This window comes from Streptomyces sp. NPDC047525 (assembly GCF_040643025.1).
GTDB classification, from domain to species: Bacteria; Actinomycetota; Actinomycetes; order Streptomycetales; family Streptomycetaceae; genus Streptomyces; species Streptomyces durmitorensis.
Genome location: NZ_JBEYTL010000005.1, coordinates 576,623 through 602,239 on the forward strand (window position 1 = coordinate 576,623; position 25,617 = coordinate 602,239).

17 protein-coding genes are annotated in these 25,617 nt (G+C 70.3%); 4 read left to right on the top strand and 13 right to left on the bottom strand.

Translation table 11 applies throughout. The annotated features are described in order from the left end of the window. Window positions 1-26 precede the first annotated feature (26 nt). Entirely contained in the window at window positions 27-4,973 is a 4,947-nt protein-coding gene (locus ABZ833_RS18015) for an NAD-glutamate dehydrogenase (RefSeq protein WP_361047410.1), read from the bottom strand. A gap of 518 nt (window positions 4,974-5,491) precedes the next feature. On the opposite strand from ABZ833_RS18015, the gene ABZ833_RS18020 reads away from it, so the two are divergent. Continuing rightward, window positions 5,492-6,058 carry a DJ-1/PfpI family protein gene (locus ABZ833_RS18020; RefSeq protein WP_361047412.1) on the top strand — a complete coding sequence of 189 codons (567 nt, stop codon included), beginning with the start codon at window positions 5,492-5,494 and terminating at the stop codon, window positions 6,056-6,058. Between the two features lie 318 nt (window positions 6,059-6,376). Here ABZ833_RS18020 and ABZ833_RS18025 read toward each other — a convergent pair whose 3' ends face one another. From ABZ833_RS18025 to ABZ833_RS18035, 3 genes are all read right to left on the bottom strand, one after another. After that, entirely contained in the window at window positions 6,377-8,683 is a 2,307-nt protein-coding gene (locus ABZ833_RS18025) for a LuxR C-terminal-related transcriptional regulator (RefSeq protein ID WP_361047415.1), read from the bottom strand. A 76-nt stretch (window positions 8,684-8,759) separates the two neighbouring features. After that, window positions 8,760-9,437, bottom strand: coding sequence for an HAD family hydrolase (locus ABZ833_RS18030; RefSeq protein ID WP_361047418.1), 678 nt, complete (start codon window positions 9,435-9,437; stop codon window positions 8,760-8,762). A 553-nt stretch (window positions 9,438-9,990) separates the two neighbouring features. Next, a complete protein-coding gene (locus tag ABZ833_RS18035; protein ID WP_361047420.1) occupies window positions 9,991-10,488 on the bottom strand; it encodes a hypothetical protein in 498 nt (165 codons plus the stop codon). A 368-nt stretch (window positions 10,489-10,856) separates the two neighbouring features. Here ABZ833_RS18035 and ABZ833_RS18040 point away from each other — a divergent pair, with 368 nt between their 5' ends. Further along, window positions 10,857-11,300 carry an Rv3235 family protein gene (locus tag ABZ833_RS18040; protein WP_361047423.1) on the top strand — a complete coding sequence of 148 codons (444 nt, stop codon included), beginning with the start codon at window positions 10,857-10,859 and terminating at the stop codon, window positions 11,298-11,300. Between the two features lie 144 nt (window positions 11,301-11,444). On the opposite strand, the gene secA is transcribed toward ABZ833_RS18040, so the two are convergent. Next, window positions 11,445-14,288: a preprotein translocase subunit SecA gene (gene secA / locus ABZ833_RS18045; protein ID WP_361047425.1), complete on the bottom strand. Its 2,844-nt coding sequence runs from the start codon at window positions 14,286-14,288 to the stop codon at window positions 11,445-11,447. Between the two features lie 223 nt (window positions 14,289-14,511). Between secA and ABZ833_RS18050 the strand changes: the two genes are divergently transcribed. Together ABZ833_RS18050 and ABZ833_RS18055 are read left to right on the top strand one after the other, a co-directional pair. Continuing rightward, on the top strand, window positions 14,512-15,093 hold the full coding sequence (locus ABZ833_RS18050) for a GNAT family N-acetyltransferase (protein WP_361047427.1): 582 nt from the start codon (window positions 14,512-14,514) through the stop codon (window positions 15,091-15,093). Between the two features lie 107 nt (window positions 15,094-15,200). Further along, on the top strand, window positions 15,201-16,391 hold the full coding sequence (locus ABZ833_RS18055; protein ID WP_361047430.1) for a crosslink repair DNA glycosylase YcaQ family protein: 1,191 nt from the start codon (window positions 15,201-15,203) through the stop codon (window positions 16,389-16,391). On the opposite strand, the gene ABZ833_RS18060 is transcribed toward ABZ833_RS18055, so the two are convergent. The 8 genes from ABZ833_RS18060 to mtnA all read right to left on the bottom strand — a co-directional run bounded on the left by ABZ833_RS18060 (window position 16,384) and on the right by mtnA (window position 25,531). Next, window positions 16,384-17,127 (bottom strand): response regulator transcription factor, encoded by a 744-nt coding sequence (locus ABZ833_RS18060; protein WP_361047432.1) that lies wholly within the window; start codon window positions 17,125-17,127, stop codon window positions 16,384-16,386. The two genes, ABZ833_RS18055 and ABZ833_RS18060, sit on opposite strands and share 8 nt — an antisense overlap. A 196-nt stretch (window positions 17,128-17,323) precedes the next feature. Continuing rightward, on the bottom strand, window positions 17,324-18,073 hold the full coding sequence (gene raiA, locus ABZ833_RS18065) for a ribosome-associated translation inhibitor RaiA (RefSeq protein ID WP_361047434.1): 750 nt from the start codon (window positions 18,071-18,073) through the stop codon (window positions 17,324-17,326). A 258-nt stretch (window positions 18,074-18,331) separates the two neighbouring features. Next, window positions 18,332-19,120 (bottom strand): ComF family protein, encoded by a 789-nt coding sequence (locus tag ABZ833_RS18070; protein ID WP_361047436.1) that lies wholly within the window; start codon window positions 19,118-19,120, stop codon window positions 18,332-18,334. A 134-nt stretch (window positions 19,121-19,254) separates the two neighbouring features. Continuing rightward, window positions 19,255-21,009 (bottom strand): LpqB family beta-propeller domain-containing protein, encoded by a 1,755-nt coding sequence (locus tag ABZ833_RS18075; protein ID WP_361047558.1) that lies wholly within the window; start codon window positions 21,007-21,009, stop codon window positions 19,255-19,257. An 85-nt stretch (window positions 21,010-21,094) separates the two neighbouring features. Then, a complete protein-coding gene (gene mtrB, locus ABZ833_RS18080; protein ID WP_361047437.1) occupies window positions 21,095-23,230 on the bottom strand; it encodes an MtrAB system histidine kinase MtrB in 2,136 nt (711 codons plus the stop codon). Window position 23,231: 1 nt separating this feature from the next. Next, window positions 23,232-23,921, bottom strand: coding sequence for a two-component system response regulator MtrA (gene mtrA, locus ABZ833_RS18085; RefSeq protein WP_202121190.1), 690 nt, complete (start codon window positions 23,919-23,921; stop codon window positions 23,232-23,234). A 143-nt stretch (window positions 23,922-24,064) separates the two neighbouring features. After that, window positions 24,065-24,337, bottom strand: coding sequence for a hypothetical protein (locus ABZ833_RS18090; RefSeq protein WP_361047440.1), 273 nt, complete (start codon window positions 24,335-24,337; stop codon window positions 24,065-24,067). Window positions 24,338-24,349: 12 nt separating this feature from the next. Beyond that, window positions 24,350-25,531: an S-methyl-5-thioribose-1-phosphate isomerase gene (gene mtnA, locus ABZ833_RS18095; protein WP_361047443.1), complete on the bottom strand. Its 1,182-nt coding sequence runs from the start codon at window positions 25,529-25,531 to the stop codon at window positions 24,350-24,352. Window positions 25,532-25,617 lie beyond the last annotated feature (86 nt).

The following is a 25,617-nucleotide window of genomic DNA, read 5'->3' on the forward strand; positions in this document are numbered from 1 at the left end:
CCCTCTTCTTGCTCTGGGCCAGGGGCCTACGAGTGCGTGCGCAGCAGCGTCCTCATGGTCCGCATGGCGACCGACAGGTTCGCCAGGTCGAACGCGTCCGAGCTCTGGATCTCGTCCAGCGTCGTCCGCGACCGGCTCAGGATCGCCGCGTTCTTCTCCTCCCAGGCCTTGAAGCGCTGCTCGGGAGTGTCCTCGCCGTTCCCGGCGGCGAGCACGTCGGCCGTCAGGGCGGCGTGCGCCGCGTACAGGTCCTCGCGGATCGACGCACGCGCCATCGACTGCCAGCGGTCGGCCCGCGGCAGCTCGATGATGCGGTCCATGAGCTGGGTGATCCGCAGCCGGTCCGCGAGGTCGTAGTAGACCTCGGCGACGGCCATCGGCTCCTTGCCCATGCGGTCGGCGATCGCCACGATGTCCAGCGACGGGAAGGCCGACGAGAACCCGGCGACGCGCTGGGCGAGTTCGTCGGGGACGCCCGCGCCCGTCAGCTCGTCCCGGATGCTCTGGTACCACTCCTGGTCGGAGCCGCGCAGCAGCTTGGGCAGCTCGGTCCAGACCTCGGCGACTCCCTCGCTGAAGAAGTCGATGGTCTCGGCGAGCTGGAGCGGCTGCGGCCGGTTGTTGAGCAGCCAGCGCGTGCCGCGCTCGACCAGACGGCGCGAGTGCAGCCGGATCCGCGTCTGGACGTCGGCCGCCACCACGTTGTCGAGCGCCTCGACCGCGTCCCAGACCTTGCTCAGACCGAAGATCTCGCGGGCCGCGAGCTGCGCCCGCACGATCTCCTCGAGCGAGGCGCCCGTCTCCTCGCGGAGGCGGTGCAGGAAGGTCGAACCACCGGTGTTCACCGTGTCGTTGACCAGGACCGTGGTGATGATCTCGCGGCGCAGCGCGTGCTCGTCGATCTGCTCGGGGAACTTCTCCTGCAGCGCCTGGGGGAAGTACGCGTGCAGCAGACGGCGCAGGTAGTCGTCGTCCGGGAGCGTGGTCTGGATCAGCTCGTCGGCCGCCGTGATCTTCGTGTACGCGAGGAGCACGGCGAGCTCGGGCTGGCTGAGCCCGCGGCCGGAGTTCAGGAGCTCACGGATCTGCCGGTCGGTCGGCAGGAACTCCAGGCCCCGGTCCAGGTGACCGTCACGGCCCAGGCGGCGCATGAAGCGCTGGTGGGCGTGGAGGAGGGACGGGGACTGGGCGACCGCGTTCGACAGGGCGGTGTTCTGCGCGTAGTTGTTGCGCAGGACCAGGGTCCCGACCTCGTCCGTCATCGCGGCGAGGAACTTGTTGCGCTGCTTGACGGTCATGTCGCCGTTCGCGACGACCGCGTTCAGCAGGATCTTGATGTTCACCTCGTGGTCGGAGGTGTCCACGCCCGCGCTGTTGTCGATGGCGTCGGTGTTGATGTGCCCGCCGGCGCGCGCGAACTCGATGCGGCCCAGCTGGGTCAGACCGAGGTTGCCGCCCTCGCCGACGACCTTGACGCGCAGGTCGGCGCCGTTGACGCGGATCGCGTCGTTCGCCTTGTCGCCGACGTCGCTGTTCGACTCGGCCGACGACTTCACGTACGTACCGATGCCGCCGTTCCACAGCAGGTCGACGGGGGCCTGGAGGATCGCCTTCATCAGGTCGGCCGGGGTCATCTTGGCGACGCCCGTCTCGATGCCCAGTGCCTCGCGGATGTGGGCGTTCAGCTGGATCGCCTTGGCGCTGCGCGGGAAGATCCCGCCGCCCGCGGAGAGCAGCTCCTTGTCGTAGTCCGCCCAGGAGCTGCGCGGCAGCTCGAAGAGGCGGCGCCGCTCGGCGTACGAGGTGGCGGCGTCGGGCCTCGGGTCGATGACGATGTGCCGGTGGTCGAAGGCGGCCACCAGGCGGATGTGTTCACTCAGGAGCATTCCGTTGCCGAACACGTCACCGGACATGTCGCCCACGCCGACGACCGTGAAGTCCTCGGTCTGGGTGTCGGTGCCCAGCTCCCGGAAGTGCCGCTTGACGGACTCCCAGGCGCCGCGGGCGGTGATGCCCATGCCCTTGTGGTCGTAACCGGCGGAGCCGCCGGAGGCGAAGGCGTCACCGAGCCAGAAGTTGTAGGACTGGGCGACCTCGTTCGCGATGTCCGAGAAGGTCGCGGTGCCCTTGTCGGCGGCGACCACGAGGTACGTGTCGTCCTCGTCGTGCCGCACGACGTCGGCCGGCGGCACGACGTCGCCCGTGACGAGGTTGTCGGTGATGTCGAGCAGCGCCGAGATGAACGTCTTGTAGCAGGCCACGCCCTCGGCCAGCCACGCGTCGCGGTCCACGGACGGGTCGGGCAGCTGCTTGGCGACGAAGCCGCCCTTGGCGCCGACGGGCACGATGACGGTGTTCTTCACCATCTGCGCCTTGACCAGGCCGAGGATCTCGGTGCGGAAGTCCTCACGCCGGTCGGACCAGCGAAGACCACCGCGGGCGACCTTGCCGAAGCGCAGGTGCACGCCCTCCACGCGCGGCGAGTACACCCAGATCTCGTACGCCGGACGCGGCGCCGGAAGGTCCGGGATGGCCTGCGGGTCGAACTTCATGGAGACGTAGTTGTGCGGCTTGCCGCCCTCCGCCTCCTGGAAGAAGTTCGTGCGCAGCGTCGCCTTGATGACGGTGAGGAAGGACCGCAGGATGCGGTCCTCGTCCAGGCTGGCCACCTGGTCGAGCGCGCCGTCCAGCTCCTCCAGGAGCCCGTCGGTCAGCTCGGTCCCGGCGCGCTGGCGGTCCGGGGACATCCGCGCCTCGAAGAGCGAGACGAGGAGGCGGGTGGTGTGGACGTTGTTGCGGAGGGTGTCCTCCATGTAGTCCTGGCTGAACGTGGAGCCCGCCTGGCGCAGGTACTTGGCGTAGGCGCGGAGCACCATCGCCTGACGCCAGTTGAGCCCGGCCCGCAGGACGAGCGAGTTGAACCCGTCGACCTCGGCCTCGCCCGTCCAGGCGGCGGAGAAGGCCTCCTGGAAGCGCTCGCGGCCGTCGTCGCCGAGATAGTCACCGTTGCCGTTCTGCGACTTGGGCAGACGGAGGCCGAAGTCGTAGATCCACGCGTTCGTGCGGTCCGTGCAGCGCAGCTCGTAGGGGCGCTCATCGGTGACCTCGACGCCCAGGCGCTGGAGGACCGGCAGGACGGCGGAGAGCGAGACCTGGACGCCGGAGCGGTAGATCTTGAAGCGGCGCTCGCCGGGGGCGGCACCCACCGGCTCGTACAGGCTGAGCGCGAAGTCCTCGCGCCCGTGCTTGAGCTGCTCCAGGTGCTGGAGGTCGGCGACGGCGGCGCGCGGCGTGTGGTCGGCCTTGTAGCCCTCGGGGAAGGCGCCCGAGTAGCGGCGGAGCAGCTCGGCGGCGCGCTCCTCGCCGCACTCGGCGGTCAGCGCCTCTCCGAAGCCGTCGGCCCAGGAGCGTGCGGCCTCGACGAGCCGCGCCTCGATGCGGTCGGTGTCGGCGTCGGTGAGCTGCGGAAGCCCGCCGCCCGGCGCGACACGGACCACGAAGTGCAGCCGGGAGAGGATCGACTCGGTGTTCCAGGCGGTGAAGTCGACGCTGTCGCCGCCGAGCTCCTCCTTGAGGATGTCGATGATCCGCAGGCGCACGCCGGTGGTGTAGCGGTCACGCGGCAGGTAGACCAGGGCCGAGTAGTAACGGCCGTACTCGTCCTTGCGCAGGTACAGCCGCAGCCTGCGCCGCTCCTGGAGGTAGAGCACGGACGTGACGATGGCGCGCAGCTCGTCGGGCGGGGTCTGGAAGAGCTCGTCGCGGGGGTACGTCTCCAGGATCTGGAGCAGGTCGCGGCCGTCGTGGCTGTTGGGCGAGAAGCCCGCGCCCTTGAGGACCTCCTGGACCTTGCGGCGGATGACCGGCACGCGGCGCACGGACTCGGTGTACGCGGCGGACGAGAAGAGCCCGAGGAAGCGCCGCTCGCCGATGACGTTGCCCTCGGCGTCGAACCGCTTCACGCCGACGTAGTCGAGGTAGCTGGGCCGGTGCACGGTGGCGCGGCTGTTGGCCTTGGTGAGCACCAGGAGCTTGTGCTCGCGGGCCTTCGCGCGCGCGTCCGCGGGCAGCCTGCTGAAGGAGGGACTGACCGGATGGTCCTCCTCCCCGTCGTGCTGCGGGTCGGCGCGCAGGATGCCGAGGCCGGTGCCGGGCACCGCGGCGAGCGAGTCGTCGTCGTTGAGGTCGTACTCACGGAAGCCGAGGAAGGTGAAGTGGTTGTCGGCGAGCCAGCGAAGGAGCTCGCGGGCCTCGTCGACCTCCTGGTCGCGCAGGTCGTCGGCGGTCGGCTCGGAGGGCAGCTCATCGGCGATGCGCAGCGCGGCATCGCGCATCTTCTCCCAGTCCTCGACGGTCTCGCGTACGTCGGAGAGGACCCGGAGCAGATCGGCGCTGATCTGCTTGAGGTCCGCGCGGTCGGTCTCGCGGTCCATCTCGACGTGGATCCAGGACTCGGTGACCGCGTCGTGCGGGCGCTCCGTGCCGGGGTCGGTGAGGACCTCGAGGAGCTTGCCGGTCAGGTCCCGTCGTACGACGACCTGGGGGTGGATGACGACATGGATGCCGCGCCCCTGCCGCGAGAGCTCATTGGTGACCGAGTCGACCAGGAAGGGCATGTCGTCGGTGACCACCTCGACGACGGAGTGGCTGCACGTCCAGCCGTTCTCCTCGACGGTCGGGGTGTGCACTCTGACGTTGGCCGTGCCCTGCGGGCGGTTCTCGGCCAGCCGGTAGTGGGAGAAGGCTGCTCCGAAGACGTCGACCGGGTCACGGTCGGCAAGGTCCTCCGGGGCGGTGTGCAGGTAGTAGCGCTGGAGGAACGCGAGGGCCGTGTCCTGGTCGGGCGTGGCCTCGTCGCCCTTCGACCCGGTGGGTGCCCCATTCGGTAGGCGCCCCCCAACCGGGCTGTTCTCAGCTACCCGGGCCGCCCTTGTGAGCAGCTCGGCTTTGGCTTCGTCCAGCTTGGTCTGCATTGTCCTCTGACTCCTGTCGCGCGCCGTTGCGTGACGTAGGGAAGTGATCCGACGTAACGCCGCGACGCGGGGTCTCCGGTCGAAGTCGACGTTATGCCGCGGTGAGAGATGAGCGGGCGGTTATCCGCCATTTTCAGCGGTTTCGCTGACCGATGGCCGGGATGATCTGGCTGGCCGCACCGCGAAGAAGCGTCAGCGACGCCCCGGGCACGGATGTCCTCCGTGTTCCCCGGGCGCAGGGCGGGGGCGTACACGCCCCCGCGGGATATCGCGCTGATCACGGGTCAAGGCTATCGCCCTCCACCCGGGAGTCGTCATGAGCCGTATGTGTACAAAAGCAGGGGTGGAACTTTGACACTCTGCACAGAGACTTTCGCGCCATCTGTCGGCGCCGACCCCTCCCCGCAAACCGGTGGGCCCTCTTGGCAAACCGGACGGGCCGATGCACGTTGAGCGGGACGGACGGACAGCGCGCGACGGACGGACCCGGTCCGCCCACGATTGGGGAGCGAGCACCGATGGCAGCCAAGATCCTGATAGTGACCGGCGACGCGGCCGAGTCCCTGGAGGTCCTGTACCCCTACCAGCGGCTGCGCGAGGAGGGGTACGACGTCCACATCGCCGCCCCCGCCCGCAAGAAGCTGCAGTTCGTGGTGCACGACTTCGAGCCTGGCTTCGACACGTACACGGAGAAGCCGGGCTACACCTGGCCCGCGGACCTCGCCTTCTCCGAAGTCGATCCCGGCCAGTACGCCGCTCTGGTGATTCCGGGCGGCCGGGCCCCCGAGTATCTGCGCAACGACCCGGAGCTCCGCAAGATCCTCAAGTCCTTCTTCGACTCGGACAAGCCGGTCGCCCAGATCTGCCACGGCCCGCTCCTGACGGCGGCGATCGGCGGCCTGAGCGGCCGCAGCGTCACGGCGTACCCGGCCCTGGAGCTGGACATGCAGACGGCGGGAGCGACGTTCCGCGACGCGGAGGTCGTGGTCGACGGCACGCTGGTCTCGGCCCGCGCCTGGCCGGACCACTCGGGCTGGATGCGGGAGTTCCTGACGGTGCTGCGGGCGAAGGCGCCCGTGACGTAGAGACCCGTGACGTAGAGACAGGACGCGCGGAAGAGTCGGTACGTATACCGATCAAGCAGGGGCCCCGGGAAATGCGTATACGGCTCCCGGCCGGTACCGATGCAGTGCACACGCACGAGCCGTCAGGCTGTCCCTTGTGCCGCTTTCCGGCCACACAGACGTGCCTGCCCTCGTCGGCGAGGGCAGGCACGGTGCGTTGTACGGCGGGGCGATCGGATGCGGGGAAACGTACGGCGGGGCGATCGGATGCGGGGAAACGGGTGGGCGGGCGGGAAAGATCCGCCGCGAAGCGGCGGCACAAGAACAACGGCGGCGCCATCAACTCCCCAAGGCCCCGGGGCCCGCAACCGCAGCGATCTCCGTCCGAGAGGAAACCCCCAGCTTCGCCAGAATGTGCTCCACGTGCGCATCAGCGGTCCGCTTCGAGATGACAAGCCGTTCAGCGATCTCCCGGTTGGACATGCCCTGCGCCACCAACGCCGCCACTTCCCGCTCACGCCGGGTCAGCACATCGAGCCCGGCACCCCCCGCACCCCGCGGCCCCGGCACCGCGGCGGGCCGGTCCACATCGGCCTGAGCGGCGGCCACCGCCTCCCGCATGGACAGCCGCTCGCCCTCCCCGTACCACCGGGCGAAGGCCTGCTCGCCGAGCGCCTCCGCGACCTGCTCGCGCACCTGGGCGTGCAGCCCCCGCAGCGTCGGGAACATCCCGAACGTGTCCCCGGTGCGGCTCCGCGCCGCCTCCACGTACCCGAGGAGCCAGGCGGCCCTGATCCACCGCTCCTCCTGGGCCGCCGCCCAGGAGAGCCCGGCGCAGCACAGCCTCGCGGCCAGCGCCTCGCCGATCCGTCCGACGGAGTCCAGCGCCTGCCGCAGCGTCTGCGCGCTCTCCTTGCCTCGCCCCGCCACCCAGAGGGAGACGCCCTTCACCATGAGGGCCGCGCCGCGCAGATGCCGCTCACCCTCGAAGGGCGCGAGGTGCGCCAACGCCTCGTCGCACAGTTCGAGGGCGAGCGCGGGGTCCCCGAGCGCCGCCCTGACGGCCGCCTCCTCGTGGCAGAACAGCGCCGACCGCGCCGGGTCGCCGACCTCGACGAGCCGCGCCCTGGCCCGCCCCATCTCGGCCAGGGCCCCGGCGAGGTCACCGGAGCCGGAGCCCGCCGCCAGAATGACCCGGGTACCCGCCAGTTCGGCCTCGGCCATCGCGGCGACGCCCGCGTCCCCGACGCGCCGCGCGACACCGACCGCTTCGGTGAGCCGCTCAAGCGCGGCCACGGGATTGCCGAGCCACAGGCAGAACTCACCGGTCCTGTGCAGCCCCGCGGCCCGCTCAGGGCTGTCACCGGGCGCCGCGCGCAGCCCCTTGTCGATCCAGCGCTCCCCCTCGGACATGGCGCCCACCGCCCGCCAGTGCGGCCAGAGCCGGGTGGCCAGCAGCAGCCCCTCGCGCTCAAGGCCCGGCGTCCCGTACGCGTACTCCAGCGCGGCCCGCACATCGTCCTCGGCATCCCGCGCCGCCGCGTGCAACGCCACCTGCTCCGCGCTCAGGAAACGCTCATCGAAGCGCCGCCCCAGCTCTCCGTAGTACGTGAAGTGCCGCTGCCTTGCCTCGTCCGTGTCCGTCCCGAGCCGCTCGGCCCCGTACTCCCTGATGGTGTCGAGCAGCCGGTAGGTGTCCCCGGCCCCCCGCTGCACCACCGACTTGTCCACGAGCCCGATCAGATGCTCGATGACCTCGCAGGCAGGCAACTCCTCACCGCCCGCGCAGACTTGCTCGGCAGCCGCGAGGTCGAAGGTCCCCGCGAACACCGAGAGCCTGGCCCACACCACGCGCTCGGGCTCCGTGCACAGCTCGTGGGACCAGTCGATCGCCGTGCGCAGCGTCTGGTGCCGCGTGAGCGCGGTGCGCCGACCGCCGGTGAGCACCCGGAACCGGGCGTCGAGCCGCGCGGCGAGCTGCTCCAGCGGCACCGCGCGCAACCGCACGGCGGCGAGCTCCAGCGCGAGCGGAATGCCGTCGAGCCGACGCACCAGGGCGCTCAGCAGCTCCCGGTTGCCCTCGTTCACGCCGAACCCCGGCACCACGGCACCGGCCCGCTGCACGAACAGCTCCACGGCCTCGGCCCCGCCGAGCGGCTGCAAGGGCCAGCAGCTCTCGCCCGGCACGTCGAGCGGCTGTCTGCTGGTGGCGAGGACACTGGTGCCCGGCGCCTCCCTGAGCAGCACATCGGCGAGCATCGCGCAGGCGTCCACCAGGTGCTCACACGTATCGAGAACGATCAGCGCCCGCCGCTGCTGCAGAAAATCGACCACGGCGTCGAGCGGCTGCACCCCGGTCTGCTCGGGCAGTCCGAGCACGGTGGCGAGGGTCCCCGGCAGCAGCTCCGGATCCCGCAGCGCGGACAGCTCGGCGAGCCAGACCCCGTCGGGAAACCGCTCGGCGGCCCCCGCGGCCACCCGCAAGGCCACCCGGGTCTTGCCGACGCCGCCGGGCCCCACGACGGTCACCAGACGGGACTGCCCGAACGCCCGCCCCAAGGCGGCGACATCCTCGCCCCGCCCCACGAAGCTGGTGGTCTCAGCGGGTAACCGACCACTCCTGCGCTGCCCGAAGCCGAATCCCATGTCGCCCCCGCTACGCCCGCGTCGAAACCATCCCACCCAGCGTACGCACCCGACCGCACAGGGTAAGCCGCTTCACCTAAGCAGCCAGCCGCTCGGCCACCTCCACGGCCTCGGCAAGACTGTCGACCACGGGAACCTGCACCCCCACCGCCTCCAGACTGGCCCTGCTGTGCGACCCCCCGGTGTAGAGCACGGCCTGCGCACCCACGTGCGCCGCCGCGACCGCGTCGTCGACGGCGTCCCCGATGACCACGACACGCTCGGCGGCGGCGACTCCCTCAAGAGCCGCAAGGTGCCGCACCATCCGCTCGGCCTTGCCCGCGTGCGAGGCGTCCATGCGCCCGTCGATGCGCACGAAGTGCTCCTCGATCCCGTGCCGCCGCACGATCGGCACGAGGTGCTCGTGCGGCGCGAGCGACAGCAACGACTGCGTACGCCCGGCTGCCCGCCGCTCGGCCAGCAGCTCAGCGGCACCGTCGGCAAGGCCGCAGGCCTCGGCCCGAGCCCAGTAGTGCTTGTGGAAAACGGCGTCCATGACTTCCCACTCGGCGTCCGTGGGCAGCCGCCCCATCAGCCGCTCGTAGAAGAGCGGGACAGGCACGCAGTACAGGTCGCGATACCGCTCGAGCGTGATCGGATCCAGCCCGATCTCCGCGAACGAAGCGTTCGTCGACTCGATCACCGCATGAATGTCATGCAGGAGTGTCCCGTTCCAGTCCCACACGATGTGCGCCCCGCGCTGCTGCTTCCCCATACGGAAACGCTACCCGCCCCCACCGACAACCCACTCCCCCGGCAACACAGCCCCGCAAAAACAGGCCCGCCGCTCCGCGACGGACACTCCCCGCCCACCCGATTACCCCGCAGCATCCAGTAGGCCGAACACCCAAGCAAGAAGGCACCCGCAGCCGGGAGCGCTCGCGAGGGGACGTGCCGGTATGTCCGCCCGGAGCACGGTTCCCGGCACTCCAGCACCGAGGCAACAACACGGCCACCGGACGATAGCGAGGACGGACATACCGGCACGGCCCCGCACCCACAGACAGACCGGCCCCGCAGCCCGCACGCCCCCGCAGTCGGCAGCGCTCGCGAGGGGACGTGCCGGTATGCCCGCCCGGAGCACGGTTCGCAGGACTCCCCCACCGAAGGAACTGCACGGCCACCGGACGACAGCGAGGACGGACATACCGGCACGGCCCCGCACCCACAGACAGACCGGCCCCGCAGCACGAGTGCACCCGCAGACGGCGCCGCACCCACAGACAGGCAGACCGACCCGCAGCCCGCCCAAGCCCCGCAGGGAACCCTCAGCCGATCAACCCAGGAATCTCCTGCGTCGCGAACCACAGCAGCTCATGATCCTCGACCCCGTCCACAGTGAACCGCGCGTCATCGTCCCCCTGATCCGCAGCCCCCAGCACCCCCACCGCCGCAGCGACATCCCCCTCCGCGTCCTCCGCGTCCACATGCACGGCGGCAACCTTCTTGAACCCCAGCACCCCGGCGACCCGAACCTCACCAAGAGCCGCGTCCGGCCCCAGCTCCGGCTCCAGCCCCGCATCCGGCACATCCACGGCCACCACAACCCGCCGCCGAGCCACCCCCGAGTCACCGGCGATCAACCGCAGCGAAGCAAGCGCGGCCCGGTTCAGGGCCGCGTACTCCAGCTCCTCGATGTCATCGGAGACGTACCACTCACGCAGAGCAGGCGTCACGGCATAGGCGGTCAGCGGCGCCGGCCCCAGCTCGCCCGCCTTGTACGCCTCGGCGAGACGGCTCAGGGTCAGGGGAACGTAGACGCGCATGACGGCCCGCTTTCACAGTCGGAATCACAGATTCTGAAGGCACCTGAAGACACCTCAAGGCACCTGAACAGGCCCCCAGAATACGTGCGGGCGTCCCCCTTCGAGCTGCGCCCCACACCCACCCCCCACGTCACCCGCGACCCCCGCCCTTCACCCGGCCCACCCCAACGCCCCCAAGGAACAACGCACCCCCGACCACCCAGATAGGTGACTCCTCCGCCCCTCACCCCCGGACCCCGCAGCCCCTTGCGACCCCCGCCTCCGCCCCCGTACAAGATCTCCGACGGAAGTTACTCCCCGGTATCCCAGGATCAAGCACCCCGGAGCCGGGACAGCGAAGCCGGAGGCACCACGGCATGCAGAAGGTGATGACCAGGCCCCGCCCCCGCCCGGCGACGACCACACGCCCACCGGGCCGCACGGACCCCCGCCGCCCCTCGGCGGCACCACGTACCCCCACACGCCCCCTCAGGACCCCACCCCAACCCCCACCGCACCCCACGGAGCTCTTCACCGAGCGCCTGCTCCTGGTGCTCAGCGGCCAGAAGCCGGTCCACTGGGCGGCCCGCCACATCGCCCACACCGCGTTCGACGACCTGACCCGCCTCGCCGAACTCACGCCCTTCAACGTGAACAACCGACGCCCCACGATCCACCGGATCGGCCACTACGAACCCCGCCCGGGGGTCTACGAGGTCTTCGCGAGGATCGGCACGGGCCCCGCCCTCAGGGCCCTGGCGTTCCGCCTGCACCTGGGCGACGACCAGAGGTGGCGCTGCACGGCGGTAGAGGTGGGCGCTCCGCGCCCATGACAGCCCCGGGACAGCCCCGGGACAGCCCGAGAGAGCCCGAGAAGCCCGGGGAGAGCCCAGGAGAGCCCGGGACAAGCGAGAGGGCCGGGACACCTCACGGCGCCCGGCCCTCCACAGCACTACCTGACGCAAAGCGTCACGCCACTACTTCTTGCGGCGCCGCCCACCCTTCTGAGCCTTACGCCGCTCGGCACGCGTCATGCCGTCCGACTCGGACCGCACACCCGCGTCCTCGGTCTCGAAGTCCCCCTCGTCGACCCCGCCCTCGGCGTTCGGCGCCTGGAAGTGGAGACGGTCGGGGCGCTGCGGGGCGTCGAGCCCCTTGGCGCGGATCTCGGGACGGCCACCGCCGGCCGGAACCGCGTCCTTCTTGTCCAGCGACGTGGCGCCCTCGGCCGCGTCCGACACCGGAACCTCCTCGACCTGCTGCTCGACCTGGACCTCCAGGTTGAACAGGTAGCCGACGGACTCTTCCTTGATGCCGTCCATCATGGCGTTGAACATGTCGAAGCCCTCGCGCTGGTACTCGACCAGCGGGTCCTTCTGCGCCATGGCGCGGAGGCCGATGCCCTCCTGGAGATAGTCCATCTCGTAGAGGTGCTCACGCCACTTGCGGTCGAGCACCGAGAGAACGACGCGCCGCTCGAGCTCACGCATGATCTCGGAGCCGAGCTGCTCCTCACGCGTCTCGTACTGCTGGTGGATGTCGTCCTTGATGGACTCGGAGATGAACTCGGCGGTCAGACCCGCGCGGTCACCCGCGTCCTCCTCCAGCTCATCGATGGTGACCTTCACCGGGTAGAGCTGCTTGAAGGCGCCCCACAGCCGGTCCAGGTCCCACTCCTCGGCGAAGCCCTCGGCGGTCTCCGCCGAGATGTACGCGTCGATCGTGTCGTCCATGAAGTGCGTGACCTGCTCCTGGAGGTTCTCGCCCTCCAGGACGCGGCGACGCTCGCCGTAGATGACCTCGCGCTGGCGGTTGAGGACCTCGTCGTACTTCAGGACGTTCTTGCGCGTCTCGAAGTTCTGCTGCTCGACCTGGGACTGGGCGGACGCGATCGCGCGCGTCACCATCTTGTTCTCGATCGGCACGTCGTCCGGGACGTTCGCCATGGCCATCACGCGCTCGACCATCTGCGCCTTGAAGAGGCGCATCAGGTCGTCGCCGAGCGAGAGGTAGAAGCGGGACTCGCCGGGGTCGCCCTGACGGCCGGAACGACCGCGCAGCTGGTTGTCGATGCGGCGCGACTCGTGGCGCTCGGTGCCGAGGACGTAGAGCCCACCCAGGCTCTTGACCTCCTCGAACTCCGCCTTCACGGACCGCTCGGCCTTCTCCAGGGCGGCGGGCAGCGCGGCGGCCCACTCCTCGACGTGCTCGACGGGGTCGAGGCCGCGCTGGCGCAGCTCCGCCTCGGCGAGGTCGTCGGGGTTGCCGCCGAGCTTGATGTCCGTGCCTCGTCCGGCCATGTTCGTGGCGACGGTGACGGCGCCCTTGCGGCCGGCCTGGGCGATGATCGGCGCCTCACGGTCGTGCTGCTTCGCGTTGAGCACCTCGTGCTGGACGCCACGCTTGGAGAGCTGCTGGGAGAGGTACTCCGACTTCTCCACGGAGGTCGTGCCGACCAGGATCGGCTGGCCCTGCTCGTGCTTCTCGGCGATGTCGTCGACGACGGCGGCGAACTTCGCGACCTCGGTGCGGTAGATCAGGTCCGACTGGTCGGCGCGGACCATGGGCCGGTTCGTCGGGATCGGCACGACGCCCAGCTTGTAGATCTGGTGGAACTCGGCGGCCTCGGTCATGGCCGTACCGGTCATGCCGCAGAGGCCGGGGGTTTCCTTGCCGTCGTGGTCGTGGCGCTTGTAGAGCCGGAAGAAGTTCTGAAGGGTGATCGTGGCCAAGGTCTGGTTCTCGTCCTTGATGTCCACCCCTTCCTTCGCCTCGATCGCCTGGTGCATGCCCTCGTTGTAGCGGCGGCCGGCGAGGATACGGCCGGTGTGCTCGTCGACGATCATGACTTCGCCGTCGATGACGACGTAGTCCTTGTCCTTCTTGAAGAGTTCCTTGGCCTTGATGGCGTTGTTCAGGTAACCCACGAGCGGGGTGTTCACCGACTCGTACAGGTTGTCGATGCCCAGCCAGTCCTCGACCTTGGCGACGCCGGACTCGTGGATGGCGACGGTGCGCTTCTTCTCGTCGACCTCGTAGTCGCCGGTCTCCTCGATGCCCTTCAGCTGGTTGCCGGGCTCGCCCTTGGTGAGGCGGGTGACCAACTTGGCGAAGTCGCCGTACCACTTGGTGGCCTGGTCGGCGGGGCCGGAGATGATCAGCGGCGTACGGGCCTCGTCCACGAGGATCGAGTCGACCTCGTCGACGATCGCGAAGTTGTGGCCGCGCTGGACCAGTTCGTCCTTCGCCCACGCCATGTTGTCGCGCAGGTAGTCGAATCCGAACTCGTTGTTCGTGCCGTACGTGATGTCGCTCGCGTACTGCTCGCGGCGCTGGGCCGGCGTCATGTTGGCGATGATGCAGCCGACGGACAGACCCAGGAACTTGTGGACGCGGCCCATCATCTCGGAGTCGCGCTCGGCCAGGTAGTCGTTGACCGTGATCAGGTGCACGCCCTTGCCCGACAGGGCGTTGAGGTACGCGGGGAGGGTGCCGACGAGCGTCTTGCCCTCACCGGTCTTCATCTCGGCCACATAGCCGAGGTGCAGCGCGGCGCCGCCCATCATCTGGACGTCGTAGTGCCGCTGGCCGAGGACGCGCTTGGCGGCCTCACGCACCGTGGCAAAGGCTTCGGGGAGGAGGTCGTCAAGGGTCTCGCCGTCGGCGTAACGCTCCTTGTACTCCTCGGTCAGCGCGCGCAGCTCGGCGTCGGAGAGGCTGACGAAGTCCTCTTCGATGGAGTTGACCTGGTCCGCGATGCGGTGCAGCTTGCGCAGGATCTTGCCTTCGCCTGCACGCATGATCTTCGAGAGGACGGACACGGGGGTTGGTCTCCTTGCCGGTCGGGCCTGGCATGGTCGGTTTACTCATAGGGCAACGGCCATCGTAAGCGAGGAGCGGGCCGCGCCGGGAGGTCTGCCGATACGTCAACGGACGGGGGGCCTGGAAGGTGCCGGGTTGTGCCGATCAGCGCTCGGCGAAATGCGGGGGAAACGTCAGCCAAAAGCACTGGCCTCGGGTCCCTCGCCCCCGCAGAATCACCGGATGGAGCCCGTCACCCTCACCACCGAACGCCTGAGCCTGCGCACCTTCACGCCCGCCGACACCGACGAGACGTACGCGGCCTGCCAGGACCCCGACATCCAGCGCTGGACCACGATCCCCTCGCCGTACGCGCGCTCGGACGCGGAGGGCTTCATCACGCGCATGGTGCCGGACGGCTGGCGGTACGACACGGAGTACACCTTTGCCGTACGCCCCCGGGGCGGCGGCCCGCTGATCGCCGCCGCCAGCCTGCACCACCCGCGCTCGGGCGCCTGGGAGGTCGGCTTCTGGACGGCGAAGGAGCACCGGGGCAGCGGCTACATGACGGAGATCGTCCTCGCCCTGGCCAGGTGGGCCTTCACCGATCTGGGCTGCACCCGCCTGGAGTGGCGCGCCGAGGTCGGCAACACGGGATCGCGCGCGGTGGTGGAGAGGACGGGCTTCACCGTCGAGGGCACCCTCCGCGGCGCCCTCCTGAACAAGTCCACGCTCCGCGACTGCTGGGTGGGCGCCCTGCTCCCGAGCGACCTCGGCCTGTCGTCGAGCCAGCCGTATCTGCCGGCCAGGGATGCCCTGGACTGACGCCCGGGACTGAGGCCCGGGATGCCCGGGGCTGAGGCACGACCCGGCCACCGACGCGTTCTGGCAGGCCGCAGGCGTTGTCAGTGCCGCCGCCTATCGTTTCCGGCATGACGAGCCTGCCGAGCCCCGCCACCGCCCTCTCCGCCGACGAGGCCCGCCGCATCGCGCTCCGCGCCCAGGGCTTCATGGGCGCCCCGGACCGCAGGTCCGGTGTGCGGGGCGTGCTGCGCCATCTCGGCGCGGTCCAGCTGGACACGATCTCGGTCCTGGCCCGCTCCCACGAGCTCATTCCGTACGCCCGTCTCGGCGCGGTCGGCCGCGACAGGATCGAGGCGGCGTACTGGGACGGGGCATCGGCGGGCGCGGGCCCGGCGAGGGCACACGCCTTCGAGTACTGGTCGCACGCCGCGTGCATCCTGCCCATCGAGGAGTGGCCGCACTTCGCCTTCCGCCGCCGCGCCTACCGCACCCGCCCGCACTGGCACCACGACCTGCCGGACGGTGCGTACGACACGGTCATCAAGCAGCTCACCGCCGAAGGCCCGCTCACGGCGACGGAGTTGGGCGGCGCGAAGAACAAGGGCGAGTGGTGGGACTGGTCGGACGCGAAGGTCGCCGTCGAGCGCGCGCTGATGTACGGCGAGGTGGTCTGCACCGAGCGCCGCAGCTGGAAGCGGGTGTACGACCTCGCGGAGCGCGCCATCCCGGACACGCTGCTCCATGACGACCTGGACGACGCGGAGTGCCTGCGCCGCCTGGTCCGTCTTGCCGGACAGTCGCTGGGCGTCGGCACGCGCGCGGACATCGCGGACTACCACCGCCTCAAGGGCGAGCAGTTCGACGCGGTGGTCGCGGACTCGGGTCTGGTCCCGGTGACGGTGGAGGGCTGGGACAAGCCCGCCTGGGCCGACCCGGCGGCCCTGGAGACGGCCCCGCGCGGCCGCCACCGCACGACGCTCCTCTCGCCCTTCGACTCCCTGATCTGGGAGCGGGCCCGCACGGAGCGGATCTTCGGCTTCACCCACCGCCTCGAGGCGTACGTCCCCAAGCCGAAGCGGATCCACGGGTACTTCGCGATGCCGGTCCTTGCCGGGGGCCACCTGGTCGGCCGCGTGGACCCCGCCCGCGAGGGCAGCACGCTGGTCGCCAAGCAGGTGTCGCTTGACAGCCCCAAGTCCGTGCCCGCGGTGGCTCAGGCGCTGCGTGAGGCGGCGTCCTGGGTGAACTGCGACTCCGTACGGGTGGAGCGGGTGAACCGTCCCGAGCTGACCGCCGAGCTGGTCCGCGCCCTCACCTGATCTCGAGGATCTTCTCCCGCATCGCGTAGACGACCGCTTCCATCCTGGAGTGCAGCTGGAGCTTCTCCAGGATGTTGCGGACGTGGTTCTTCACGGTGTTCTCGGAGATGAACAGCTCTTTCGCGATGTCGCGGTTGTTCATGCCCGTCGCGACCAGCTTCAGGACTTCCAGTTCGCGTTCGGTAAGCCGCGGCGCGGGCACCAGCCTGCGCTCGTCGGTGCGCTGGATCATCGACTTGAACTCGGTGAGCAGTTTCGACGCCATGGACGGGCTGATCTGCGACTGCCCGTCGGCGACCGCGCGAATCGCCGTGGCCACCTCGTCCGTGGAGATCTCCTTGAGGAGATATCCCGTGGCGCCCGCCTTGATCGCGTCGTAGAGGTCGGCCTCCTCGTCGCTGATCGTCAGCATGATGATCTTGGCGCTCGGCGCGACCTCCTTGATCGAGGTGCACGCCTCGATGCCGCCGCGCTTGGGCATGCGTACGTCCATCAGGATGATGTCCGGCAGCAGGTCAGCGGCCTTGTCCACCGCCTCGGCGCCGTCGCCCGCCTCACCGACGACCTGGATGTCCTCCTCTGCGGCGAGGACGATCTCCAGGCCCCGGCGGAAGAGCGCGTGGTCGTCCACCACAAGGACCCTGATGGGCTCCTTGCGCGGTGCGCCCGCGTCCGTGCCGATGCCGATGCCCTGGTCGGCATCCTGGTGCCGCATCGGTCCGAAGCTGTCCGCCATCGTTCCTCCCCCTGAAGGCCATGGCCCGTTGTGCGTTGGCTGCCGCCAACCCGAGGCAACAGCACACCGGTTGGCCGGCTCCGCCCATGATTTCATGCCCGGACGGCCGCGCGGTGCGCGCAGGGGTCGCATGATGATGCCCCTGGGGGCGCACACACGCTCCAGGGGCACCATCTCAGCCCTCGGCCGACCGTGGTCAGCCGCCGAGCGCACCGCCCCCGCCGGCGGACTCGGCCCGCGCGACCATGGGGTCGGTGTTCAGTCGGATGACTCCGTAGTCGTAGGCGTGCCGGCGGTAGACGACACTGGGCTCCTTCGACTCCGAGTCGACGAACAAGTAGAAGTCGTGCCCGACGAGTTCCATCTCGTAGAGCGCCTGGTCGAGCGACATCGGCGCCGCCACGTGGGTCTTCTCGCGGACCACGAGCGGGCCTTCGCCCTGGATCTCCAGCGAGCCGATCCTCTTGACGGGCACGCCGTCCGGCTCTTCCTCACGTGCGACGGTGCCGTCTCCGTTGAGAGTCGCCGCGTCCGGCACCCGCTCGGCAACCTCGGCGGCGGAGAGCCTGCCGTTGCCGCGCCGGTTGTGGCGCTTCTCGTGCTGCTTGCGCAGTCGTGCGTCCAGCTTTGCCGTGGCCAGGTCCAGCGCCCCGTACGGATCGGTTGCCGAGGCCTCCGCGCGGATCACGGGTCCACGCCCGCGGAGTGTGATCTCCACGCGGTCGGAACGGTCGGCCTGACGCGGGTTGGCCTCCTTGGACACCTCGACGTCCAGGCTGATCACCTTGCCGTCGAGCTTCTGGATCTTCTCCAGATTCAGCTTCTCGGCCACGTGCTTGCGGAACCGCTCTGTTACCTCGGTCTTGCGGCCCTTGACGACGATGTCCACGCAGAACTCCGTTCCCGGATCGCTCCGCTTCGGCGGCGGAGCATCTCCCTTTTGCACCAGGCCCCGGTGACTCCCGGAGCCTCGGACTCGGTGACTTCCACCTCCTCCTCCCCCGCGAACAAGATCTCCACCCCGACCGGCCCAGGTGATTGCAGAAAACCCAGCGGCCGGCATTCCGATATGCGAGGGACGGCGTCCGCCATTCCTCACAACCGAACATATCTCGCCCGGACGGATGTCGTCACCCTCTACCGCCGCATACCTCCATTCAGGTGTATTGGCACTCTCACTACCTGCAACGATGCAAGTTCCCAGTCAGTTCCGGTTTATTCCGAAAGAATCCGGTGAGGAGGCGACAACAGCTGCGATGATCGCGTTCTCGCACGGCATTTCACGGGCTGTTACCACCGCGGGCCGCCCTTTACTTTCCGTGCGTACGTCACGTATTGCGCGGGCCGCCTCCGCCAAAGACGCGCCCGTGGTCATCAGGTCGTCCACGACCACGACCCGGCCACCGTCGGCGAGGAGCCGCCCGCCACCCGCCGTCACCTCCAGGGCGCCGTGCAGATTCGCCTGCCGCTGACGGGAGTTGAGCCCCGCCTGGTCGGCCACGGCACGCCGCTGACGCAGCACGCAGAGCACCCGGGCCCGCGTCCCGCCCCGCCGCAGCTCACCCGCGGCGGCCAGCGCGATCCGCCGTACCGGATCGTGCCCACGCGACCGCACGGCCGCGCGAGCCGACGGCACGGGCACGAGCAGTACCGGAGCGTCACCATCCCCCGCTCCGGGGTCCATCAGCCCCGCTCCGGAGCCCGTCAGCCCCGCACGCACAGCCCCGGCGAGCCCCGCGCCCAGCGGCCCCGCGAGCCCCAGAGCGCCCCGCTCCTTGTGCGCGAGCAGCAGCGCCCGCACCGCGTCCCCGTAGGGCGCCGCCGCGTGCACCACCGGCAGTCCGGCCGGCCGGGGGTCAGGGCTCACCCGGCACGGCGCCGCCCCGCACAGGGCGTCGCGGCACTGCGCGCAGAGCGTCGTGCGAGGCCTGCCGCAGCCCCCGCACTCGGCCGGCAGCACCAGATCGGTGAGGTCCCGCCACCACCCCGGCATGCCCACCACTGTGCCAAGGCGCGCACGGCCCTGCCACCCCTGTGGACAACCATCTGTGGACAACCGCCCGCGGGCAACTCCACGGCGCGGGAAAGCCGTTGTCAGGGAAGGGCCGTCCGGACCTTCGCGAGGCGTCACCCCGGATAGACCGGCGCCGACCCCTCCTTGACCACCGTCTGCCACTGCGCACCCGTCGGCAGCCGTACGATCCCGTCGTCCGAGTGCGCCACCAGCGGCTGCCGCTCGTCCTCGGACGCCGCGATCTCCTTCACGCCGGTGAGGCCGGGCAGGGTCGCGCCCGCGGGGACCGAGCCGTCGCACTGGACGTACCGCATCTGCTGCACACCGCCGGACTCGCGCCCGACGACCACGAGCCGGCTGCCGCCCGCCCACGACATGGCGGTGACCTCCTCCATCTGCGGCGCCGCCCGGCGCAGTCCGTCCACCGAGATGACCGGCTGCTCGCCCTTGGCGCCCGTCCGCTCGACGCGGCCGATCTGCAGGGACGTCTTGCCGTCCTTCTTCACGAGAAGCGCGATCCGTACGCCGTCGGCCGACACCCGCACCGCCTCGATCCGTCCGTCGAGGTTCGCGATCTTGACCGGCACCGGCTCTCCCGCGCCCTGGTCCAGCCAGAGCAGGCGCGGCCGCTTCAGGTCGCGGTCGGCCACCCAGAGGTCGCCGCGGCCGTCCCAACTCGGCGTGGAGAGACCGTCCTCCTCCGACTTGGCCTTGCTGCGCACCTCGGGCTTGCCGAGCGGGCCGTCGGAGACCAGCGACCCCATGTACAGCGAGCGCCCGTCGAGCGACACCCCGGCCGCCCGCTCCTCGTCCCGCGACACGGCGGCGGACCGCAGCGGCTGCCCGCCACTGCCCAGCTTCCCCCGCACGGGCACCGGATCGTCCTTGCGGGCGGCCGGCATCTGCACCAGGCGCCGCTTGTCGTCGATGAGGTACTGGTAGTCGGGGTGTTCCGGGGTGCGGCGCGAGGCGACGGACTCGGCCCGTTCCTTGCTCAGGACGCACAGCTGCGAGCCGTTGCGGCGCTGCAGCTCCACCTCCTGGACGCCGGACGACGTCAGGTCCTGGAGCGTGAAGAGCATTTGGGCGGCCATCTCGGTGCACCGCTCCTGGCCTATGGGATCGGCCTTCGCGTTCAGCGGCACCGTCAGCTTGCCCTGGTCGTCGGGCGCCAGCGTCTTGGTGCCCGCCTTGAGGTGCGTACCCGTAGGGAAGCGCGTGCCCACGACCTGCTCGAGCCAGGTGGTGGGCCCGTCGAGCAGTGCCTTGACGGACTCCGTCACGGGGTCTATTCGCTGCCGTATGTAGACGGGGTCGGCGACGAGCCCTTCCTGGCCGCCACCGGACGCACCGGTCGAACGCGTCGCGAAGTAGTACTTGTTGACGGACCAGTAGATCCGCTGGAAGTCGGACTGCCCGAGCACGACACCCGGCGGCACCCGGTCGATCCGCCACTCCTTGCCGTTGGGTCCGTCCTGCTGGGAGAGGTGGACGGACTGGTTGTACGCGGCGTTGTCGAGCTGGTACGCGTGCTCCTTGTCGACCGTGGCGACCTTGCGCCCGGTCAGCGGGAACGAACGGCCGGTCTGGCCGCCGCCGTCCCCGACACTGCCCGACCCCGTGCTCGGCCCGTTCTCGAGCACCGTGGTCTGCACATCCGGGTCCCAGCCCTTGGAGGCTTCCTTGGTCAGATACTTGCGCGCCATCGCGAAGTCAGGATCGTCGCTGGTCAGCGCCTCAAGGAAGCCCTGGACTATCTCCTCGGGACTTGCGTCCTCACCCGGCGGCATCGCGTAGACACGGACCTGCGACTGCGAGTCCGGCCGCTGGGAGGCGTCGACCGCCTTCAGATTGCCGCTGTCGGGCATCGAGGCACAGCCCGCGAGCAGCACCCCGCAGGAGCCGAACAGCAGACCGGCCCGCAGTGCACGCCGGTGCGCGCGGCGATCGTGGTCAGCGCCCACGAGAGGCCTCCCCTTCCCTTGCGGGATCAGCTTCCGTGTCGCTCACTCGATCCGCTTCCGTCGCCGGCTCACCGGTGCTCCGGTCCGCCCCGGACGCGGGCCCATCGGGCTCCTCGCCGCGCGGCATGTCGTCGTCCATCGGCCGCCGCGGCACGACGCGCGCACCGTTTCCCGGCAGCGCCGTCGGGTCCACCGCCGCGCCCGACTGCGCGAGCCGCGGCGCCACCGGCGCCCTCGGCGGGACGGGCGGCGGCACTCGCTCCGTCGCCGACGGCTGCACCGGCACCGTAGCGAGCTTGTTCGCGCCGCCGAGCGGGAGGCCCGCGTCGTTCAGGCCGCGGTGGCGCCTCGAGTCATCGGGCTCCAGCGGTATCGGCGAGCCCCGCAGCGCCTCGTCCGCCGTGCGCGGCAGCGTCAGACGGAACTGGGAACCACCGCCCGGCTCGCCCCACGCCTGGAGCCAGCCGCCGTGCAGCCGCGCGTCCTCGAGGGCGATGGAGAGCCCGAGGCCCGTACCACCGGTGGTACGCGCGCGTGCCGGGTCGGCCCGCCAGAAGCGGCTGAAGACCCGGGTCGCCTCGCCGGGCTTGAGCCCCACCCCGTAGTCCCGCACCGCGACCGCCACCGCGCCGCCCGCCACGGCGAGCCGCACCACGACGTCCTGGCCCTCGCCGTGCTCCACGGCGTTGACCACGAGGTTGCGCAGGACGCGCTCCACACGGCGCGCGTCGGCCTCGGCGACGACAGGCAGCTGGTCCCCGATGATCCGGATGTGGGTCCCCTTGCGGTCCGCGAGCGGCTCGGCGCCGCCCACGACCCGTCGTACGACCTCACGCAGGTCTATCGGCTCGGCCTCCAGGGCCGCCGCGCCCGCGTCGAACCGGCTGATCTCCAGGAGATCCGCGAGCAGCGTCTCGAACCGGTCGAGCTGATCGGCGAGCAGCTCGGCCGACCGCGCCGTCACCGGATCGAAGTCCACGCGCGCGTCGTGGATGACGTCGGCCGCCATCCGCACGGTCGTCAGCGGCGTACGCAGCTCGTGCGAGACGTCCGAGACGAACCGCCGCTGCATCCGCGAGAGCTCCTCCAGCTGCTGGATCTTCAGCTGGAGGTTCTGCGCCATCTTGTTGAAGGCCTCGCCGAGCCGCGCGATGTCGTCCTCTCCGGTCACCTTCATACGTTCCTGAAGGCGCCCGGCGGACAGCCGCTCGGCGATGCCCGCGGCCATCCGTACCGGCGTGACGACCTGGCGCACCACCAGCCAGGCGATGGCACCGAGCAGCACGACGACGAACAGGCCCGCGGTGGCGAGCGTCGTCCTGACGACGCCGAGGGACTCCTCCTCCTGGGTCAGCGGGAAGAGGTAGTAGAGCTGGTAGGGGTCGCCGTTCAGGTCGTTCAGGCGCTTGCCGATGACCAGGCCCGGCTGTGCGTCGCGGCCGTCGTTGAAGACGATCCGCGTATTGCTCTGATAGGCCCTGGTGCCCTTGTCGACGCTGCTGCGCAGGGACTCGGGCACGCTCTGGATCGGGTCCACGCCCCCGGAGGCGCGCGGCCCGCGCACGCTGGCGCCGCCGGGCGTGGACGTCGGGCTCAGCGTCACCACGTTGAACGCGCTCTGACCGCCGCTGGAGAGCTGCTCCACCAGGTCGGACATCCACACGGCGGTGGGCGGTGTGGCCCCGCCGCCGGACGTGCCGCTGTCCTGCCCGGAGCGCGGCCGGGCCGAGTTCGCCTCGTCCTGAGCGGCCCTGAAGCCGCCGTCGGCCTGGCTCTGCGAGGCCTTGACCTTGGCCTTGAGCAGGCCGTTGTTCACGGAGCTCATGACGGCGAAGCCGAGCATCAGCACGACCCCGAGCGACATGAGCAGCGTCGTGACGACGACCTTCAGCTGGATGTTGCGCCGCCACAGCCGCAGCGCGGGCAGCAGCGGACGCCGCACCCAGCGCACGAAGAGCCTCAGGACAGGGCTGCCCTGCACCCCGTCCTGCAGCAGCAGACCGCCGTCGAGGAGCCGCCCGAACGTGGAGCCACGCCGCGACGGTCCGTTGGCCTTGCCCCCTCCAGTCCGCCCCGAACGGCCGCCCGGAGCCCCGGGCGGTACGGGGGAACTGTCCCGGGTCACGTCAGCTCGGTCCGGCCTTGTAACCGACACCACGGACGGTCACCACGATCTCCGGACGCTCGGGGTCCCTCTCGACCTTCGAGCGCAGCCGCTGGACGTGCACGTTCACCAGACGGGTGTCGGCCGCGTGGCGGTAGCCCCAGACCTGCTCCAGGAGCACCTCACGCGTGAACACCTGCCACGGCTTGCGGGCCAGCGCGACCAGGAGGTCGAACTCGAGGGGCGTCAGCGCGATCGACTGCCCCTCGCGCTTCACGGAGTGCCCCGCCACGTCGATGACCAGGTCACCGATGGTCAGCTGCTCCGGCGCGGGCTCCTCGGACCTCCGCAGCCGCGCCCTGATGCGGGCGACGAGCTCCTTCGGCTTGAAGGGCTTCACGATGTAGTCATCGGCGCCGGACTCAAGACCGACCACGACGTCCACGGTGTCGCTCTTCGCCGTGAGCATGACGATCGGGACCCCGGACTCCGCCCTGATCAGGCGGCACACCTCGATGCCGTCGCGGCCCGGCAACATCAAATCCAGCAGTACAAGATCCGGCTTTGCCTCCCTGAAAGCGGCCAGCGCCTTGTCGCCATCAGCTACGAACGACGGCTCAAAACCTTCTCCACGCAGCACAATCCCGAGCATCTCGGCCAGTGCGGTGTCGTCGTCGACGACAAGGACTCGTCCCTTCATGCCTGACATCATCCCATTCTCGTAACTGTGACCGGGGCGCTGGTGAGGTAGGTCACTGGCCTGTGACGATAGTCGTACGAGGTCACTACTGTCTGCCGTCGCCCGCCACCGTCGATATCGGCCACGCATGCCGGGGCGGGTGCGCCGGTGACCCGTCAGTCCGATATGACCGACAGTATTTCCGTCAGCCCGAAGACGCCGGACACTCCGACGACGACAAGACCGATGACTACCGCCATACAGGCGAGAGCAATCACGATCATGAGCCGGCCGCAGCCGACCGCGCTGCGGTACTCGGTGTCGTCATCCCAGTCCTGGATCGCTCCCCCTGCGCTCGCCGCACCGTACATCGCGGTCGACGGGGCGTCGGTCGGGAGGAGCTGCCAGGGCGAGGGGCGTCCAGGGCGGGTGGCGGCTGCCTGGAGCACCTGGAGGAGTGCCTAGAGCCGTGGAGCCGACCGCAGCTCCTCCAGGCCCCCCGCCGTCACGGGCGACACGATGCCTCGCTCGGTGACGATCGCCGTCACCAGCTCCGGTGGAGTCACATCGAACGCGGGGTTGTACGCCTGGGTCCCCAGAGGTGCCACCGCGATCCCGCTCCCCGCCTCGAAACCGGACATCGGCACATAGGGCGCCGTGACCTCCGTCACCTCATGGCCCGCCCGCTGCTCCACCTCGATGGCCGCTCCGTCCGGGGTGTCCGGGTCCACGGTCGTGCCCGGAGCCACCACGATGAACGGAACGTGGTGGTAGCGGGCAAGGACCGCGAGCGGATAGCTCCCCACCTTGTTGGCCACCGAACCGTCGGCCGCGATGCGGTCGGCGCCGATCAGCACGGCATCCACCTCACCCGCCGCGAACAGCGACCCCGCCGCGTTGTCCGTGAGCAGGGTGTACGGCATTCCGGCCCGCGCCGCCTCGTACGCGGTCAGCCGCGAACCCTGCAGCAGGGGGCGCGTCTCGTCCACCCACAGCCTGCGCAGCCGCCCCTTCCGGTGTGCCGCGAGTGCCACCGCGAACGCCGTGCCCTCACCGCCGGAGACCAGCGCCCCCGTGTTGCAGTGCGTGAGGATCCGATGCCAGCCGCCGGGCAGCAGCTCGTCGAGCAGCTCCAGACCGTGCACCGCCATCCGCGCGCTCGCCTCGGCGTCCTCCCGGTGCAGCGCCCGCGCGGCCGCCAGCGCCGCGGCGCCCGCGAGCTCCTGGCCGGCCCCGTCCGCGACCGCCGCGCGATATGCCGTCAGGGCTCTGCGGACGCCGTACCCGAGGTTGACCGCGGTGGGCCTCGCCCCCGCGATCGCGCCCGCGGCCTCGTCCACGTCGAAGCCGCGTACGGCGGCCAGCGCGACGCCGTACGCACCGGCGATGCCGAGCAGCGGCGCCCCGCGGACGGCCAGCGTGCGGATCGCCTGCACCAGGGCGGGCGCGTCCGTGCACACCAGCTCGGTCTCCTCGCCGGGCAGCCTGGTCTGGTCGAGGAGGACCAGTACGGGGCCCTCCGGTGGCTCGGCCCAGCGGATCGCGGGGATCGCCGGGGTCTTCACGTCCACTGGGTGCGCTGAGCTCATCGGGGTCTCGGTCGGCCGTGCGTCCTCGCCGGATTGCGCGTACTGATCAGCCATCCGCCCAGTCTGCCCCGTACCTGACGGACAATTGAAGGTGTGCAGCCCATACGCTGCCCGGTCACCGCAAGGGCGTGCCGTGGCAC

Excerpts from the sequence above, each read along its gene's own strand:
- ABZ833_RS18015 (WP_361047410.1), bottom strand. The coding sequence starts at position 4,973 with ATGCAGACCAAGCTGGACGAAGCCAAAGCCGAGCTGCTCACAAGGGCG.
- ABZ833_RS18020 (WP_361047412.1), top strand. The coding sequence starts at position 5,492 with ATGGCAGCCAAGATCCTGATAGTGACCGGCGACGCGGCCGAGTCCCTG.
- ABZ833_RS18025 (WP_361047415.1), bottom strand. The coding sequence starts at position 8,683 with ATGGGATTCGGCTTCGGGCAGCGCAGGAGTGGTCGGTTACCCGCTGAG.
- ABZ833_RS18030 (WP_361047418.1), bottom strand. The coding sequence starts at position 9,437 with ATGGGGAAGCAGCAGCGCGGGGCGCACATCGTGTGGGACTGGAACGGG.
- ABZ833_RS18035 (WP_361047420.1), bottom strand. The coding sequence starts at position 10,488 with ATGCGCGTCTACGTTCCCCTGACCCTGAGCCGTCTCGCCGAGGCGTAC.
- ABZ833_RS18040 (WP_361047423.1), top strand. The coding sequence starts at position 10,857 with ATGACCAGGCCCCGCCCCCGCCCGGCGACGACCACACGCCCACCGGGC.
- ABZ833_RS18050 (WP_361047427.1), top strand. The coding sequence starts at position 14,512 with ATGGAGCCCGTCACCCTCACCACCGAACGCCTGAGCCTGCGCACCTTC.
- ABZ833_RS18055 (WP_361047430.1), top strand. The coding sequence starts at position 15,201 with ATGACGAGCCTGCCGAGCCCCGCCACCGCCCTCTCCGCCGACGAGGCC.
- ABZ833_RS18060 (WP_361047432.1), bottom strand. The coding sequence starts at position 17,127 with ATGGCGGACAGCTTCGGACCGATGCGGCACCAGGATGCCGACCAGGGC.
- ABZ833_RS18070 (WP_361047436.1), bottom strand. The coding sequence starts at position 19,120 with ATGCCGGGGTGGTGGCGGGACCTCACCGATCTGGTGCTGCCGGCCGAG.
- ABZ833_RS18075 (WP_361047558.1), bottom strand. The coding sequence starts at position 21,009 with ATGCCCGACAGCGGCAATCTGAAGGCGGTCGACGCCTCCCAGCGGCCG.
- mtrA (WP_202121190.1), bottom strand. The coding sequence starts at position 23,921 with ATGATGTCAGGCATGAAGGGACGAGTCCTTGTCGTCGACGACGACACC.
- mtnA (WP_361047443.1), bottom strand. The coding sequence starts at position 25,531 with ATGGCTGATCAGTACGCGCAATCCGGCGAGGACGCACGGCCGACCGAG.